Consider the following 16,133-nt stretch of genomic DNA (forward strand, 5'->3'; position numbering starts at 1 on the left):
AGCCCACACCACGGCAGGCGTGCTTCGGGCCTCCTGGTGGGTGTGGAGCCCGTTTAGCTAACCGCGGGAGCGTCGTCCTTCGTCCAGCAGGCGAGCCTGCAACCGGTGGCGGTTGGCGTTCGGCTCGTCGCCGACCCGCTCCCACAGGTCGGCGAGTTGGCGGTGCTCTCGTGCCAAGCGCGTGCTCAGCGTGGCGTTCGCCGCGTCGTCGCGGAACAGCCGACCCCGTATCTCGCAGCTCTCGGTGAGCGCCTCGATGGCCGCTCCGACGTCGCCGGCCTCCAGGAGCAGCCCGGCCTGCTGCCTCAGCACCGTCGCCAGGTCCTCCCTGTAGCGGGCCGGGTCGGCGGTGGCCAGTCGGCGGTGGATGACCACCACGTCACGGAATGCCAGAGCGGCCTCGTCGTGCCGTTCGAGGTCGTGCATCAGGACGGCTCGACAGTGCTGGGCCGTCGCCAGCGCCGCGAGGACATCGCTGCTCCCCTCCGCCGCGAGGGTGCGGTAGATCGCGACGGCCTCGTCCGCAGCCGTCAGCGCCACCTGCGGCGAGCCGACCTCTCCGAGGTCCATGGCCTGTCTCAGCAGGGCCTTCGCCAGGGCCGGGGCGCGGCGGATCTGGTCGCCGGTGACGAGTTGGCGGTGCAGGTCCACCCGCTCGTCCTCCGCCGCGAGAGCGGACGCGGCATCGTGGCGAAGCCGATGCATCGCGGCCAGTGCGCCGAGCGCGTCACTGAGGTGAACGAGGACGGCTGCCGGGGCGTGCGCCGATTCTTTGCGCGTCTCGGTCGTCCGGTCACTGCGGCGTCGTTCCGCGTCGAAAAGCGTTCGCGCGTGCCGTACGGCCGACTCCGCCGCAGCAAGGCCCTCCTCGATGCGGGTCAGCTCACCGAGGAGCCAGGCCTGCCGGATCTCACTGGCGCACACCGGGGTGAGATGGCTGTCCGGCTCGTCGAGGTGAACGTGGTGATGGTGCGCCACTGCCCGGTTCGTGGCGCTGAGCGCCTGCACTGTCAGACCGGCACGGTGCAGGTGGTCGGCCTGGGCGTCCAGGGCCGAGGTCAGCCGCTGCACCAACCGCGCGGAACTCGACTGCCCGGCGATGTCGACGATCCGTTGCCACAGGTCGACCTCGTCGGTCAGCACGTCGAGCACGTCCGCGCCCGATCCGTGGGCCAGCAGTACTCGACGATGATGGCCGAGAGCTTCCGCCAGCCAGGGCAGGTAACGGTCGATCTCGCCCAGCCGACGGGCACCCTGAACGAGCTTGGTGGATTCGGCCGCTGGCTGGTCGGCGAAGAGGAACCCGGGGTCGGGCATGCCCTCGGCCACGGCCCGCACCATCGGGGGCGGGGTGCGGGGATCCTGCACCAACGTGCGGAGCCGGGCCGCCAGGGCCGGCGGTGGGGTCGCGGCGGTGGCCTTGAGCGCCTGCAGCAATGTCACCAAGAGGGCCGGCTGGTCGCGTACCACCTGCCAGAGCGGTTCGGCGAGGTGTGGGTGGCGGTGACACGCCGAGCCGAGCACCGTCATGGCTCGACCCGACTGCGCCGGTGTACAGAACGGGATGATGCCCGTGACCAAGGCGGGGTTGCGCGATGCGGCGGTCACCGCGAGGTCGTGCCGCACCGCGTCGGGCTCGACCGGCCCCCAGTATTCGCCCTCGGCGCCCGGATAGAGCTCATGCAGCCAGGTCGCCAGGCGGTGCACGGTGGCCCGGTCGGTGGCGTCCTCCGGGCGGACCCGCCGGACGACTTCGTGTGCGTCGGTGATCCGCTCCGCGCCGTAGAGGGCGGCCGCCCCCACGTACTCGTCGAGTTGGCCCGGTCGGGCATAGGAGATCCGGGCGGCCACGGCGGTGCCCTCGCCGTACCGGCGCTCTTGGGCGACCAACGCGGCCACCACCTCCGGTACGGAGACGGGGGGCCGCTCCGCCCCGGTGCGAACGAGGAGTCGCAGCGCGGCCAGGTGAAGCGTGACGGGGGCGGAGTAGTGGTCATCGTCGGCGCTGGGCAGGCTCATCGAGGCGGCGTGGCGCTGCCAGTAGTCGGTGCCGGAGTTGGTGTCCAACCGTGTCGCGAGGTCCGTCAGAGCGTCCCGGAGGGCGGCCTGCCGGGCGTTCCCCGCCGCCCAGGGCGCCTGCAACTGCTGGACCGTCCCCTCCCCGAACAGGAGATTGGTACGGCGCAATTCCTGCCACCAGTCGCCGGCGGAACGGGCGAGCAGGAGCAGACGCAGCGGTCTCACGCCGTGGGCCGCACGGGTCAGCTCTCTACGCACCGTGTCCAGTCGCGTCTCGGCGTGGTCCACCACGACCAGCCCGCCGTCCTCGATGTCGGCCGTGTCGGCGCCGGACACCGGCGCATCCCGCCAGCGTCCCGAACGGCTGTCGAGAAGTTCGAGCACCAGCCTGGTCTTGCCCTGACCAGCGCCGCCAGCTATCACCCGCACCGCCGAGCCGGGGCTGTCACACCATCGCCGCAGATCGGCCAGGTCGGCCGCACGACCGCTGAAGCGCACCACCCGGTGGTGTGGAGCGAGCAGGTCCGCCGGTGCGCCCGTCGCCGTGGCCTCGTCGCGCGTCGCGGGACCATCGGGGCCCGCATCACCCGGTTCCGGGTCGAGGTCTGGGGCGGCAGGGCCGGTGTCAGCCAATTCCGCAGGGCTGGTGGGCGGAGCTGCGGCGGGCGCGCTCGGCCGGGCCGCGATACGGTCCAGCCGGGCCCTCCCGATATTGTTGATCACCGCGAACGGGCGGCTGTCGGTCGTGATCCCGGCCCGACCGGGGCCCGGGGTGAGCGCGGTGAAATGCTCGCGAGCCACCCCCACCCGGGCCTGCACCGCCTGGGACAGCTCGTCCAGCAGCTCCCCGGCCCGGAACAGATCGGGACGCTGCAGCGTGTCCAAAAGCAGAGGTTGGACTCCGTCGACGAACCGGTAGCGCCCAGCCTGCCCGTCCACCACCCGCAGCAGGCCGCTGAGCAGCACCTCGGCCAGTTGCGACGGCGGGGCGGAGCGGAACATGGCGTGTTGGATGTAGCGGATCACCGGCAGCACCGGCTCGCTCATCGCGACGTACCCGGCAAGGCGGAACGCCTCGGGTGATGCCGACGAGCGGAAGTGCCGTACCCGGTCGGTCGGGCTGGGCGTCGCCCGTTCCCGGACCGGGATGTTGGGTACTCGTTCGCCGGTGACCACGGTCACCGCTGCGGTCACCGCCGTCACGCCCGAGAGGAGCCGTGTCCAACGGCCGACCCAGCGCGGCGAGACCTCCAGCACCGGCACCACGGTGCCGTCGGGGGCGGGCAGGCCGTCGAAGGCGGCGAATCGCAGGTCGGTGTTGGGTGCGCCCGGGCGTGGAGCGCTGAGCGCCCCCACCATGGTCCGTCCGCCGGTACGGGACCACATGCGTTCCGGCAACGGTTGAAGGATCGACACCGGACCGTGCCGGGCCCAGCGATGCAGGAACGCGCCCGCCGCGCCAGTGTGCCAGATCCGGTCGACGCAGTCGCTGATGACGATGACGATGCGCCGTCCGGTGGGGTCGATCAGTTCGGCGGGGCGACGCGTCTCACCACGCCAGGTCGACAGCGCGGCGTCGACGCCGGCGTCGTCGCCGTGCAGCCGCCACCTGCTGACCTGGCGAAAGACCCCCGAGGAGGCCAGGGTGTCGGCCACGCTGGTGGACAGGTCACGCCACAGCGTCATGGAAGCGGTGCTGTCCACCACCACCGCGGCATCCAGCCACCGCTCCGTCGACGGTGTCAGCACCGCACGCCAGGGTTGGTCGGCCAGCATGTGTTCGGCGACGGCGCGTACCGTCGCATCCTCGTCGAGGACGTCGAGCCGCCGGTTTGGCACCCGCCGCATCAACGGGCGCAACGTCCGCTGGAATCTCAGTCGGTCGGCGAGCGCGATCGAGCGGGGTACCGCGACTTCGGCGGCCGTCGCTGTTCCGGTCCGGGTCGGGGGTATGTGCAGGCTGGTGGGTGTCGGCGCACGGGGCGGAACCGGCGCGGGTGCCGGTTCCGCCCCGCTGAGCGGTGCCGACACGTCGGCGACCGCGTCGTCAGCCGGCCCGGGCCCGGCCGCGGTGTCCGCTTCCGGCCCGGGCTGTACGGCGGGGGCGCGTGGTCGCAGATGGTGCCCCAGCCAGAGCGCCTCCGCGAGTTCTCGTGCGGTCGGATCACCACCCGCCGCGACAATGGCGTCGCGGAGCAGGTCAATCGTCATCGGACCGGCGGGACAGGTGAGTCATCACCTTCTCGGCCAGAAGCACCCGGTCGACACCGCCGGAGCGGCCTGCCTGGTCAGTCAGGTAGATCGCGTTGAGCAGTTGGTCCGTGGCTAGGTCGCCCGGCTCCCGACGGGTGAGGAAGGTGTCGATCAGGTCGGTGCTGCCCTGGGCGAGACCGTCGAGGTGCGCGTCGACGATGCTTGTCAGCTTGTCCCCATCGGGCTGCGGAAGGGTGACCTGAATGCACCGCCGGAGGAACGCGGGTGGGAACTCCCGTTCGTCGTTGCTGGTCATGACGATGACCGGAAAGGCGCGACAACTGACTTGCCCTTGATGGACGGGCACTCGTTCGGTGCTGTCCGCGGTCATCACCTGGGCGTCGGCGGTCCGGTCCGCGTGCCGCACCAGCTCGGCGATCTCGTACGCGCCGTCCTCGACGATGGTGAGCAGATCGTTGGGGAGGTCGAGGTCGCCTTTGTCGATCTCGTCGATCAGCAACACCCTGGGCTTCGCCGAAGGCAGCAGGGCGGTGCCCAGCGGGCCCAGCCGGATGAAACGGCCCAGGTCCTCACCGTGGTCATGTCCAGCGGTGTCGTCGGCATGCCGTTTGGTCTGGTAGAGCCGTGCCAACGGGTCGTACTGGTAGAGGCCGTCCTTCAGGGTCACCCGGCTGGTGATGTTCCAGCGCAATGGTCGGCCGAGCTTCAGCTCGTGGGCGACCGCCGTCGCAAGCGTCGATTTTCCGGTGCCCGGGTGGCCCGTCACCAGCAGTGGACGACGCAGGTACAGGGCGGCGTTCACCAGTTCGACGGTATCCGGATCCGGCCGGTAGTTCGCGCCTCGACGGATGTCCGCCTCGGTTTCCTCGACACGTGGCGCGGTGGGGGTGGCGGATTCGTCGAAGACCCGCCATGGCGGTGGAGCGGGCAGCCGATCGATACCGTCGTGGGGGACTCCGGTGCCTTCATAGATCCACCAGCCCGGTTTCTCGGACACGCTCACTCCTAACTCCTCACTCCGCGAAACTCAGGCGGGTCGGGCGTCGCCGAGGTTCGTCCCACAGCAGGGTCACATCGCGGCCACAGTGTTCGTCCTCGTCGTCGAGTTCGGCGGCCTCCACCCGTAGGTCGCGGACCCGCGCGGGCAACTCCTCGCTGCGGATGTCGCCCAACCGGGTAGCCATGGTGTCACTGAAACGCCTGCTGGCGCAGATGGTCTCGGTTTCGGGGCAGGCACAGGCGGCTCGTTGCCACAGCAGGACCGGCAGGCCACTCGCCACTGCGGAGGCGATCCGGTCCGGCTCTGTCCAGCGGCCCGCCAGGCCGAGCGCGAGTGGGCGTTTCGCGGAGCGCAGCCATGCCTTGAACTTCCGCAGTTCCCCGGTGCGGTTGGAGCAGTCGAGCCAGCTCATCGTGGCGTTCAGGTGGCCGGGGCGATCGCGAAGCTGTCGGGTCCGTTCCTCGATCATGCGCGGATCGGTGGTGTCGAACCATTCCAGGGCGCGGACCACGACCGGCCGGCTCCAACCGAGCGGCACTTGGTCGTGGTCGTCGAGGGCACGCCAGGAGTCGACGGGCCAGCCCAGGTGACCACGGGGCAGCACGAACTCGACGGCGATCGTCTCGTACGTGGCGTGCATCATCTTCCGGTACGCCTCGGGCAGGTGCTGCTCGATGGTCTCCTGGATCTTGTCCTCGGTGACCGTCTCCTCCAGGGTCCGTTCGTCCAGTCCACCGTCGGGGTTGGTGGCGGTCCAGATGGTGACGTGGTGTGCCTTGCGTCCTTCCGCCGACGGCGCGATCCGGACTACCACCCACCCTGGCCGGGTACCGGCGTCTTCGGTTGCCGGCTCGACCGATGTCGCGTCGCTCGCGCTCCAACCGTGTCGTCCCACCCATTCGTGCAGAGCCGTACTGTGGTCGGGGGATTTCAACCCGATCCGTCGCAGCAGGGTGACCACGAGGTCGACAACCTCCTCCTCGGGGAAGGTGGTGTTCACCGCCAGCCACTCGACCATGGCGAGCACGCTGCTCAACGGCTGCTGCGGCGGGTCGGGGGAGAGCCGGGTGGGGTGCCCCAGCACCTCCATCGGTAGCCGGCGCATGTCGGGAAGCTTCAGGTCGTCCAGGATGGCCCGCAGCTCCCGGTACGCGATCGAGTCGAATGGGCCGAGGCGCATACGATCGATGATGAACGGCCAGTGGCGGCCGATCTCGTCGAGCGGCAGCACCACGCCGGTCCGCATGTCCGGGTCCCGGTCGGCGGAGATCACCATGCCGACCACCTCGTAGGTCCCCTGCACGTAGGCGGCCGAGCCGCTGTAACCGCGCTCCAGACGGGTGCCCCTGGTCTCGCTCGCGGTGGTCTGGCACGCCTGCCCCGCCAGCCGGGGGTACGCGTCAGCGTGGAAGTGGGCGATCTGGCCGGTCTTCCGGTAGCCGTCGGGGAAGCCAAACGCACCGAGCTCCTGTCGCGCGAAGATCTCCACCCCGTTCAGTGGCGCGAGCCTCGCAGGCTCTACCTCGACGGGCTCGGTCAGGCGGATCACCGCGACGTCACCCTCGTCGACCTCACCTGGTGACCAGGGCCCTCGGAACACCACGGCACCATCGAGTCCGCCCGGGCTGGGCTGCAGAAACGACACCCTGACGGCCATTGCGTCACCCACCACATGCGCGCAGGTCAGAATGTGTTGGGCGTCAATCAGGAAGCCGCTGCCAGATCCGCCAGCAGTGTCGACTCTCACCTGCCACCGCGGCGCGGCACTCACAGTGGGGCGACCTCGCTGCGCGGGGCACCGCCTGACCAGGTGAGCTTGACCGTGAGGTGGGCGTCGACGCCTGTCTTGGCGAAGACGGCGCCGGCCTGAGCATTGAAGTTGACCCCGAACTCGATCTCGATGTCATCCGGGCGATGGACGGCTTCGCGGAAGGTCGCGAGCGCCTTCTGTGCCGCTATGTTGATCTCTCGCAGGCCCGCCTCAAATCGCTTCCGCGCCTCGACGATCTGGTCCGCACCGAGCCCCGCCTCGCCGAAACCGGCCTCTCGTCGGTCGATCTCGAAGACGACCTCGTCGCCGTCCTCGGTGCGGACACGCATCAACTCGGTTGGCATCAAACCTCCCGTGACAGCCAGGTTCGGTTGAGCATCAACCACTGTGTACTCCGCCGCTGTCGGGTCGCTGACTTAATCTGGTTCCCCCTTGATCCGGCCTCGAGCGATCCTCCCGCTCGCGAACCTGTCTCAGTTGACCTATCTTCATAGGGTCGCTCGCGTGGGGAGGGGGTGTCGGGGTTGGGGTTACGGACCTTTATCGAGGGTTGGCCGGTCTACCGCCAGCTCACCGGCACGGACCCGCTGGGCCGGGGCGCGGCGGCGAAGTCCGACGGGTCCCGTGCGCTCACCGCCCGCACCGACACCGCCGATTCGATGGCCCGTTCGGTCTGCCCGTACTGCGCTGTGGGTTGTGGTCAGCGGGTGTTCGTGAAGGACGGGCGGGTCAGTCAGATCGAGGGTGATCCGGACAGCCCGATCTCGCGGGGTCGGCTCTGCCCGAAGGGTTCGGCGAGCAAGAGCCTGGTCACCAGCCCGCTGCGGCAGACCACGGTCCGGTACCGCCGGCCGTACTCGACGCAGTGGGAGGATCTGGAGCTCGACACCGCGCTCGACATGATCGCCGACCGGATCCTCGCCGCCCGCGAGCAGACCTGGGAGGACGTCGACACGCAGGGTCGAGCGCTCAACCGGACGTTGGGTATTTCCAGTCTGGGTGGGGCGACGCTGGACAACGAGGAGAACTACCTCATCAAGAAGTTGTTCACCGCGATGGGGGCGCTCCAGATCGAGAACCAGGCCCGTATTTGACACTCCGCCACCGTCCCCGGTCTGGGGGCCAGCTTCGGTCGTGGCGGTGCGACGGATTTCCAGCAGGACATCGCCAACGCTGACGTGATCGTCATCCAGGGTTCGAACATGGCTGAGGCGCACCCGGTGGGTTTCCAGTGGGTGATGGAGGCCAAGCGCAAGGGTGCGAAGGTCTTCCACGTCGATCCACGGTTCACCCGGACGAGTGCGGTCGCGGATGAGTACGTGCCGATCCGGGCGGGCACCGACATCGCGCTGCTCGGCGGGGTGGTGCGCTACATCCTGGACCACGAGTTGGACTTCCGGGAGTACGTGCTCGCGTACACCAATGCGGCGACGATCGTCAGCGAGGAGTTCAGCGACACCGAGGACGGCGACGGCTTCTTCTCCGGCTTCGACCCGGAGACCGGCACCTACGTGCAGGACAGCTGGCAGTACGAGGGGCACGAGGGTTCGTCCGGCAGTGGGCACACCGCCCAGGAGCGGGACAGCGCCGCGGGGTTGACGCACGAGTCGCACGGCGCGCCGGTGGGCGGGCAGACCCGGCGCGACGAGACGTTGCAGCATCCGCGCTGCGTCTATCAGATCCTCAAGCGACACTTCTCCCGTTACACCCCGGAGATGGTGGAGCGGGTCTGTGGCATTTCGCAGGCGCAGTTCCTGGAGTTGGCGCGGGCGTGGACGCAGAACTCCGGTCGGGACCGCACCGGCATGCTGATCTACTCGGTGGGCTGGACGCAGCACAGTGTGGGTGTGCAGTACATCCGCACCGGTGCGATCATCCAGTTGTTGCTGGGCAACATGGGTCGCCCGGGTGGCGGGGTGATGGCGCTTCGTGGCCACGCCAGCATCCAGGGCTCGACCGACATCCCGACGTTGTTCAACCTGTTGCCCGGTTATCTGCCGATGCCGCACCACGCCGAGCACCCGAGCTTCGACGAGTGGGTGGACAGCATTCGCCACCCGGGGCAGAAGGGGTTCTGGGGTAACGCGCGGTCGTTCGCCGCCAGCCTGCTCAAGGCGTACTGGGGTGACGCGGCGACGCCGGAGAACGACTTCTGCTACGGCTATCTGCCCCGGCTGACCGGTGATCACGGCACGTACCAACAGGTGCTCAACATGATCGACGGGAAGATCAAGGGGTACTTCCTGCTCGGGCAGAACCCGGCGGTCGGCTCCGCGCACGGTCGCGCGCAGCGGCTCGGGATGGCCAACCTCGACTGGTTGGTGGTCCGGGACCTTTTCATGATCGAAAGCGCGACGTTCTGGCAGAACGGCCCCGAGGTCGCCACCGGGGAGATCGTGCCGGAGGAGTGCCGCACGGAGGTGTTCTTCCTGCCCGCCGCGTCGCATGTGGAGAAGGAGGGCACGTTCACCCAGACGCAGCGGTTGTTGCAGTGGCGGGAGAAGGCCGTCGAGCCGCCGGGCGACGCCCGCTCCGAGCTGTGGTTCTTCTATCACCTGGGCCACAAACTGCGGGAGAAGCTGGCCGACTCGCCGCTGCCGCGCGACCGCGCGCTGCTCGACCTCACCTGGGACTACCCCACGCATGGTCCGCACGCGGAGCCGAGCGCCGAGGCGGTGCTGCGCGAGATCAACGGGTACGACGTGGCGACCGGCCGCCCGCTGTCCGGTTTCGCCGAGGCCCGTGCGGACGGCTCCACCGCCATCGGTTGTTGGATCTACAGCGGGGTGTACGCGGACGGGGTGAACCAGGCGGCCCGGCGCAGGTCCCGGCACGAACAGGACTGGGTGGCCGCCGAGTGGGGTTGGGCGTGGCCGGCGAACCGGCGCATCCTCTACAACCGTGCCTCCGCCGACCCGGACGGCAACCCGTGGTCTGAGCGCAAGCGGTACGTGTGGTGGGACGCGGAAAAGTCCGAGTGGACCGGCTACGACGTGCCGGACTTCGAGAAGACCAAGCCACCGTCGTACCGGCCGCCGGCCGGCGCGTCCGGGCCGGAGGGCATCGCGGGCGACGACCCGTTCGTCATGCAGGGCGACGGCAAGGGCTGGCTGTACGCGCCCAGCGGTGTCCTGGACGGGCCGCTGCCGACGCACTACGAGCCGGTGGAGTCGCCGGTGCGTAACCCGCTCTACGGTCAGCAGGCCAATCCGACCCGCAAGATGTACGCGCATCCGGTGAACTCGGTGAACCCGAGCCCGCCGCAGGAGCACGCTCAGGTGTTCCCGTACGTGTTCACTGTCAGCCGGCTCACCGAGCACCACACCGCCGGTGCGATGAGCCGGACCGTGTCACCGTTGGCCGAGCTGCAACCGGAGATGTTCGTCGAGGTGTCCCCGGCCCTGGCCGGCGAGGTCGGGTTGACGCATCTGGGCTGGGCGCACCTGGTCAGCGGCCGTGCGGTGATCGAGGCGAAGGTGCTGGTGACCGACCGGCTCACCCCGCTGCGGGTGGAGGGTCGGATCATCCACCAGGTGTGGTTGCCGTACCACTTCGGTTTCGAGGGTCTGGTCACCGGTGACTCGGCCAACGACCTGTTCGGTATCAGCCTGGACCCGAACGTGCTGATCCAGGAGAGCAAGGTCGGCACCTGTGACGTGCGGCCGGGCCGTCGTCCCATCGGCCCGGCGTTGCTCGAGCTGGTGGCCGACTCCCAGCGGCGCGCCGGGATCGTCCCCGGCCAGCACGCGCCGGCCGTGACCACCGACGATGAGGGGAAGGAGCACGGTGCTTCCTGACCCGAACAGCCTGTACGGTCCGCTGGACCCGGCACCCGATGCGGGCTATGAGAACGCGCCGCCCCGGATGGGGTTCTTCACCGACACCAGCGTCTGCATCGGCTGCAAGGCCTGTGAGGTCGCCTGCAAGGAGTGGAACGGCGTCCCGGAGAGCGGCCTGGACCTGCTCGGCATGTCGTACGACAACACCGGCGCGTTGACCGCGAACTCGTGGCGGCACGTCGCGTTCATCGAGCAGCCCCGCCCGGCCGGGCACGGCGCCGCACCGGCGGATGTCCTCGGCGCGCCGGTCGACGCCGACGCGGCCCGGCCGGTCGACGGGGGGCCGCAGTTCCTGGGGATGCCGGGGGCCCAGCCACCGGGCCGGGGCACGGGCGTCGAGGAACGCACGGATTTCCGGTGGTTGATGATGTCGGACGTCTGCAAGCACTGCACGCATGCGGCGTGTCTGGACGTGTGTCCGACGGGTTCGTTGTTCCGCACGGAGTTCGGCACCGTGGTGGTGCAGGAGGACATCTGCAACGGGTGTGGGTACTGCATCTCGGCGTGCCCGTACGGGGTGATCGATCAGCGTAAGGACGACGGTCGGGCGTGGAAGTGCACGCTGTGCTACGACCGGTTGGGCGCGGGGATGACTCCGGCGTGTGCGCAGGCGTGCCCGACCGAGTCGATCCAGTACGGGCCCCTGGACGAGCTGCGTGAACGTGCCGCCGCCCGGGTGGCGACGCTGCACGAGCGGGGGGTCCCCGAGGCCCGCCTGTACGGGCACGACCCGAACGACGGCGTGGGCGGTGACGGGGCGTTCTTCCTGCTCCTGGACGAACCCGAGGTGTACGGGCTGCCGCCCGACCCGGTCGTGACCACCCGTGACCTGCCGAAGATGTGGAAGCGCGCCGGCCTCGCCGCTCTCGCCATGGCGGCGGCGACTGTCGCCGCGTTCGTCGGAGGTTCCTCATGACCCCACCGGGCCCTGTGGGCGACCGGTTCCGTCGCTTCCGGGAGCGCCTCGCCGCCGAGGGCGGCGACCGACCACCGGTGAGCGACGACCGCCCCAGTACCGCCAGCGGCAGCACCGAAGCCGGGGGCCGGACGGGCCGGCGGGGCGGGCGGCGTGGCGGCGGTGAGGAACTGCGGGTGCCGGAGGCCGAGTTCACGTCCTACTACGGTCGGCCCGTTCTGAAGGGACCGGTCTGGAAGTGGGACATCGCCGCGTACCTGTTCACCGGCGGGTTGGCAGCCGGCTCGTCGCTGCTGGCCGCGGGCGGGCAGCTCACCGGCCGGCCCGCGCTGCGTCGCGCCGGTCGGGTGACAGCCCTGGCCGCCGTCAGCGCCAGCGCCGTCTTCCTGATCAGGGACCTGGGCCGGCCGGCGCGGTTCCACCACATGCTGCGGGTGGCCAAGCCGACCTCGCCGATGTCGATGGGTACCTGGATTCTCACCGTGTACGGGCCGGCGGCGGGCGTTGCCGCGATCGCCGAGGCGGCCGGTGTGCTGCCTCGGCACGGTCTGCTCGGGCTGGCCGGCCGGGCGTTGCCGCCGATCGGGCACGCCGCCGGGCTGCTCGCCGCCGGTACCGCGCCGGCGCTGGCCACGTACACCGGGGTGTTGCTGGCCGACACGGCGGTGCCGTCCTGGCATGAGGCGTACCCCGAGTTGCCGGTGATCTTCGCGGGCAGCGCGTTGGCCAGCGGCGCCGGCGTGGGTCTGCTCGCCGCGCCGCCGGCCCAGGCCGGGCCGGCCCGCCGGATGGCGGTGGCCGGCGCGGCCCTGGAGCTGTACGGCGCGCATCGGGTGGAGACCCGCCTCGGCCTGCTCAGCGAGCCCTACCGGTTGGGTCGGCCGGGCCGGTTGCTGCGTGCCGGGCGGCTGCTGACCGCCGGCGGGGTGGCGGGTGCTCTGCTGGGCCGGCGCAGCCGGGTGGTCGGTGCGCTCTCGGGGACCGCGCTGCTGGCCGCGTCGGTGCTGACCCGGTTCGGCATCTTCTACGGTGGCGTCGCCTCGGCCCGCGACCCCCGCTACACGGTGGTGCCGCAGCGCGAACGGGTCGAGGCGCGGCGAGCCGGCATGGATCTTCCAGCTGATCGGGCGGTCCCGCCCGCGGTGTGATCGAATGTCCGGTGGAGGCGTTCAGGCGGCTGGTGCCCCTCCCGGTCTTCAAAACCGGAGTGGTCCGGGACCCGGGCCAGGCGGGTTCGATTCCCGTCCGTCTCCGCCACACCGCTTGCAGGAGATGACGTGATGGGCGACGGCCCGGTGGACCCGCGACGTCGGGTGCCCCGTACGGACACGCTGCTCGCCGACCCGGTGCTGGCCGCCGCCACCGTGACCCTCGGCCGGGAGCGGGTCAAGGCGATCGTCTCCCACGCGCAGGGCCGCGCCCGCCGCGGTGAGCTCAAACCCGACGAGGTACGCGACGCGGCGGTCGCCGCGTTGCCCACGCCCGGCCCCCGGGTGGTGCTCAACGCCACCGGTGTCGTGCTGCACACCAACCTGGGCCGGGCGCCGTTGTCGTCCGCCGCGGTCGCCGCGGTGGTGGCCGCCGCCGGGCACACCGACGTCGAGTTGGACCTGGCCACCGGCCGGCGGGCCCGCCGCGGCCGGGGCGCGCTCGACGCGCTGGCCGCCGCGGTGCCCGACGCGGGCGCCGTGCACGTGGTCAACAACGGTGCCGCCGCGCTGGTGCTGGCCGCCACCGCGTTGGCCGCCGGCCGGGAGATCGTGGTCAGCCGGGGCGAGCTGGTCGAGATCGGCGACGGTTTCCGCCTGCCCGACCTGCTGGAGAGCACCGGCGCGCGGCTGCGCGAGGTGGGCACCACCAACCGCACCACCCTCGCGGACTACGCCGCCGCGCTCGGCCCGCAGACCGGCTTCGTGCTCAAGGTGCACCCGTCGAACTTCCGGGTCACCGGCTTCACCTCCGCCGTCGGGGTACGGCAACTGGCCACGCTCGGGATGCCGGTGGTCGCGGACATCGGCTCCGGGCTGCTCGGCGCGGACGCGCTGCTGCCCGACGAACCGGACGCGGCCAGCACCCTGCGCGCGGGCGCCGCGCTGGTCACCGCCAGCGGCGACAAGCTGCTCGGTGGGCCGCAGGCGGGGCTGTTGCTGGGTGACGTCGAGGTGATCGAGCGGTTGCGTCGGCATCCACTGGCGCGGGCGCTGCGGGTGGACAAACTCACCCTGGCCGCGCTGGCCGCCACCCTGAACCAACCGGACACTCCGACCCGGGTGGCGCTGCACACCGACCCGGGTGCCCTGCGGGAACGGGTGGAGCGGCTGCGGGACCGGCTCGGCGCGGACGGCCGCAAGGCGGAGGTGGTGCCGGCCGTCGCGGTGGTCGGTGGGGGCGGCGCCCCCGGGGTGGAGTTGGACTCGTGGGCGTTGAGCCTGCCCGAGCGGTACGCGGCGCCGCTGCGCACCGGTGACCCGCCGGTCCTCGGCCGGGTGGTGCGCGGCCGGCTCCTGCTCGACCTGCGCTGTGTGCCCGCCGACGCGGACGAGTCCGTCCGCGAGGCAGTGCTGCGCGTACCCGGCGAGGACTGAGCGTGTTCGTCGTCGCGACCGCCGGGCACGTCGACCACGGCAAGTCGACACTGGTCCGGGCGTTGACCGGGATGGAGCCCGACCGGTGGGCCGAGGAACGCCGCCGGGGGATGACGATCGACCTGGGTTTCGCCTGGACGACGCTGCCGTCCGGCGGCACCGTCGCCTTCGTCGACGTACCCGGGCACGAGCGGTTCGTGCCGAACATGCTCGCCGGGGTCGGCCCGGTCCCGGCGGCGCTGATCGTGGTGGCCGCCGACGAGGGCTGGATGCCGCAGTCCGCCGAGCACCTGGCCGCGCTCGACGCGCTCGGCGTCGCGTACGGCCTGCTGGCGGTGACCCGCGCGGATCTCGCCGATCCGGGGCCGGCGACGGCCCGCGCCCGCGCCGAGATCGCCGAGACCAGCCTCGGCGCGGTGCCGGCGGTGGCGGTCAGCGGCCTGACCGGTGCCGGCCTGCCGCAGCTGCGGGCCGCCCTGGGCCGGCTCGCCGCCCAACTGCCCGCGCCGGTGGTGGACGACCCGGTCCGGCTGTGGGTGGACCGCAGCTTCACAGTGCGGGGCAGCGGCACCGTCGTCACCGGCACCCTCGGCGCCGGGCGGCTGCGGGTGGGCGACGAACTGGAGTTGGCCGGCGCCGACGAACCGGTCCGGGTCCGTGGCCTGCACTCTCTCGGCGAGGCCCAACCGGAGGCGGCGGCGGTCGCCCGGGTGGCGGTCAACCTGCGCGGTACGCCCCGCGACCGGCTCGGCCGGGGCGACGCGTTGCTCACCCCGGGCCGGTTTCACCACACCGACCTGGTCGACGTCCGGCTCGCCGGCGACCCGGCAGCCGACCTGCCGGCCACCCTCACCCTGCACGTCGGCTCGGCGGCGGTGCCGGTACGGGTGCGTCCGCTCGGTCCGGACACCGTCCGGCTGCGGTTGGCCCGCCCGCTGCCGTTGCTGGTGGGTGACCGGGCGCTGTTGCGCGACCCCGGCCGCCACCACGTCAGCGGCGGGGTGCGGGTGCTGGATGTGGCACCTCCACCGCTGGGCCGACGGGGTGCTGCCGCCGCCCGCGCCCAGGTCCTGGCCGAGCTGGACGGTCGACCCGACCTGGCGGGGGAGCTGCGCCGTCGCCGGCTGATCCGGGCCGGCGCGTTGATCCGGATGGGTGTGCCGGTGCACGCCGAGGCGGTGCAAGACGGGCCGGCGTACGCCGAGGCGGTGGCCGGTGACTGGCTGGCCGACCCCGCACACTGGCGGCGGCTCGGTGAGCAGCTGACCGAGGAGGTCGCCCGGCACGCGCGGGAACACCCGTTGGAGCCCGGGATGCCGGTGGACGCGCTGCGTCAGCGCCTCGCCCTGCCCGAGCGGGTGCTGGTCGAGGCGCTGGTCCGGCCGCCGCTGCGGATCCACGCCGGTCGGGTCGGGGCGGCGGGCGCCGACGCGCTGCCCGAACCGGTGGCCCTGGCCGTGCAACGGGTCCGCGCCGAGTACGGCGACCGGCCGTTCCGCGCCCCTGAGGCGGACCGCCTCGTCGACCTGGGCCTGGGCCCCCGGGAGATCGGCGCCGCGGTGCGGGCCGGCGCCCTGCTGCGGCTGGCCGACAACGTGGTGCTGCTGCCCGACGCGCTCGACGACGCGGTCCGCGTGTTGGCCGGGTTGCCGCAGCCGTTCACCCTCTCGGCGGCCCGGCAGGCGTTGGACACCACCCGCCGGGTGGCGGTGCCCCTGCTGGAGCTGCTGGACCGGCGGGGCGCTACCCGCCGACTGCCCGACGACGCCCGGATCGTCGTCAGCTGAGC

At 71.5% G+C, this 16,133-nt stretch carries 9 protein-coding genes and 1 tRNA gene; 6 read left to right on the forward strand and 4 right to left on the reverse strand.

The annotated features are described in order from the left end of the window. Nucleotides 1–57: 57 nt before the first annotated feature. Genes PSH03_RS09840 through PSH03_RS09855 form a run of 4 tightly spaced genes read right to left on the reverse strand, consistent with a single transcriptional unit; the run spans nt 58 to nt 7,348 of the window. The gene (locus PSH03_RS09840; protein WP_238688920.1) at nt 58–4,230 is read right to left on the reverse strand and encodes a tetratricopeptide repeat protein; all 4,173 of its coding nucleotides are present in this window, start codon (nt 4,228–4,230) and stop codon (nt 58–60) included. Beyond that, nucleotides 4,220–5,230 carry an AAA family ATPase gene (locus PSH03_RS09845; RefSeq protein ID WP_238688921.1) on the reverse strand — a complete coding sequence of 337 codons (1,011 nt, stop codon included), beginning with the start codon at nt 5,228–5,230 and terminating at the stop codon, nt 4,220–4,222. Before PSH03_RS09845 ends, PSH03_RS09840 begins: the two co-directional genes overlap by 11 nt. A 16-nt stretch (nt 5,231–5,246) precedes the next feature. After that, on the reverse strand, nt 5,247–7,004 hold the full coding sequence (locus PSH03_RS09850; protein ID WP_308194366.1) for a VMAP-C domain-containing protein: 1,758 nt from the start codon (nt 7,002–7,004) through the stop codon (nt 5,247–5,249). Then, complete coding sequence (locus tag PSH03_RS09855) at nt 7,001–7,348, reverse strand: CU044_2847 family protein (RefSeq protein WP_238688923.1); 348 nt, start codon at nt 7,346–7,348, stop codon at nt 7,001–7,003. Before PSH03_RS09855 ends, PSH03_RS09850 begins: the two co-directional genes overlap by 4 nt. A gap of 180 nt (nt 7,349–7,528) precedes the next feature. Between PSH03_RS09855 and fdh the strand changes: the two genes are divergently transcribed. The 6 genes from fdh to selB all read left to right on the forward strand — a co-directional run bounded on the left by fdh (nt 7,529) and on the right by selB (nt 16,131). Continuing rightward, nucleotides 7,529–10,801 carry a formate dehydrogenase gene (fdh, locus tag PSH03_RS09860; protein ID WP_255750326.1) on the forward strand — a complete coding sequence of 1,091 codons (3,273 nt, stop codon included), beginning with the start codon at nt 7,529–7,531 and terminating at the stop codon, nt 10,799–10,801. Continuing rightward, nucleotides 10,791–11,759 (forward strand): 4Fe-4S dicluster domain-containing protein, encoded by a 969-nt coding sequence (locus PSH03_RS09865; protein ID WP_372494728.1) that lies wholly within the window; start codon nt 10,791–10,793, stop codon nt 11,757–11,759. The genes fdh and PSH03_RS09865 overlap by 11 nt, the downstream gene beginning before the upstream one ends. Further along, entirely contained in the window at nt 11,756–12,907 is a 1,152-nt protein-coding gene (gene nrfD / locus PSH03_RS09870) for an NrfD/PsrC family molybdoenzyme membrane anchor subunit (RefSeq protein ID WP_238688924.1), read from the forward strand. Before PSH03_RS09865 ends, nrfD begins: the two co-directional genes overlap by 4 nt. Before the next feature lie 13 nt (nt 12,908–12,920). Next, nucleotides 12,921–13,016: transfer RNA gene (locus tag PSH03_RS09875), tRNA-Sec, on the forward strand. A gap of 23 nt (nt 13,017–13,039) precedes the next feature. After that, the gene (gene selA / locus PSH03_RS09880; protein ID WP_238688925.1) at nt 13,040–14,344 is read left to right on the forward strand and encodes an L-seryl-tRNA(Sec) selenium transferase; all 1,305 of its coding nucleotides are present in this window, start codon (nt 13,040–13,042) and stop codon (nt 14,342–14,344) included. A gap of 2 nt (nt 14,345–14,346) precedes the next feature. Next, nucleotides 14,347–16,131 (forward strand): selenocysteine-specific translation elongation factor, encoded by a 1,785-nt coding sequence (gene selB, locus PSH03_RS09885; protein WP_238688926.1) that lies wholly within the window; start codon nt 14,347–14,349, stop codon nt 16,129–16,131. Nucleotides 16,132–16,133: the final 2 nt, after the last annotated feature.

This window comes from Micromonospora salmantinae (assembly GCF_022230905.1).
GTDB classification, from domain to species: Bacteria; Actinomycetota; Actinomycetes; order Mycobacteriales; family Micromonosporaceae; genus Micromonospora; species Micromonospora salmantinae.

Coding starts and splice junctions, on each gene's coding strand:
- PSH03_RS09840 (WP_238688920.1), bottom strand. CDS start 4,230: ATGACGATTGACCTGCTCCGCGACGCCATTGTCGCGGCGGGTGGTGAT.
- PSH03_RS09855 (WP_238688923.1), bottom strand. CDS start 7,348: ATGCCAACCGAGTTGATGCGTGTCCGCACCGAGGACGGCGACGAGGTC.
- nrfD (WP_238688924.1), top strand. CDS start 11,756: ATGACCCCACCGGGCCCTGTGGGCGACCGGTTCCGTCGCTTCCGGGAG.
- selA (WP_238688925.1), top strand. CDS start 13,040: ATGGGCGACGGCCCGGTGGACCCGCGACGTCGGGTGCCCCGTACGGAC.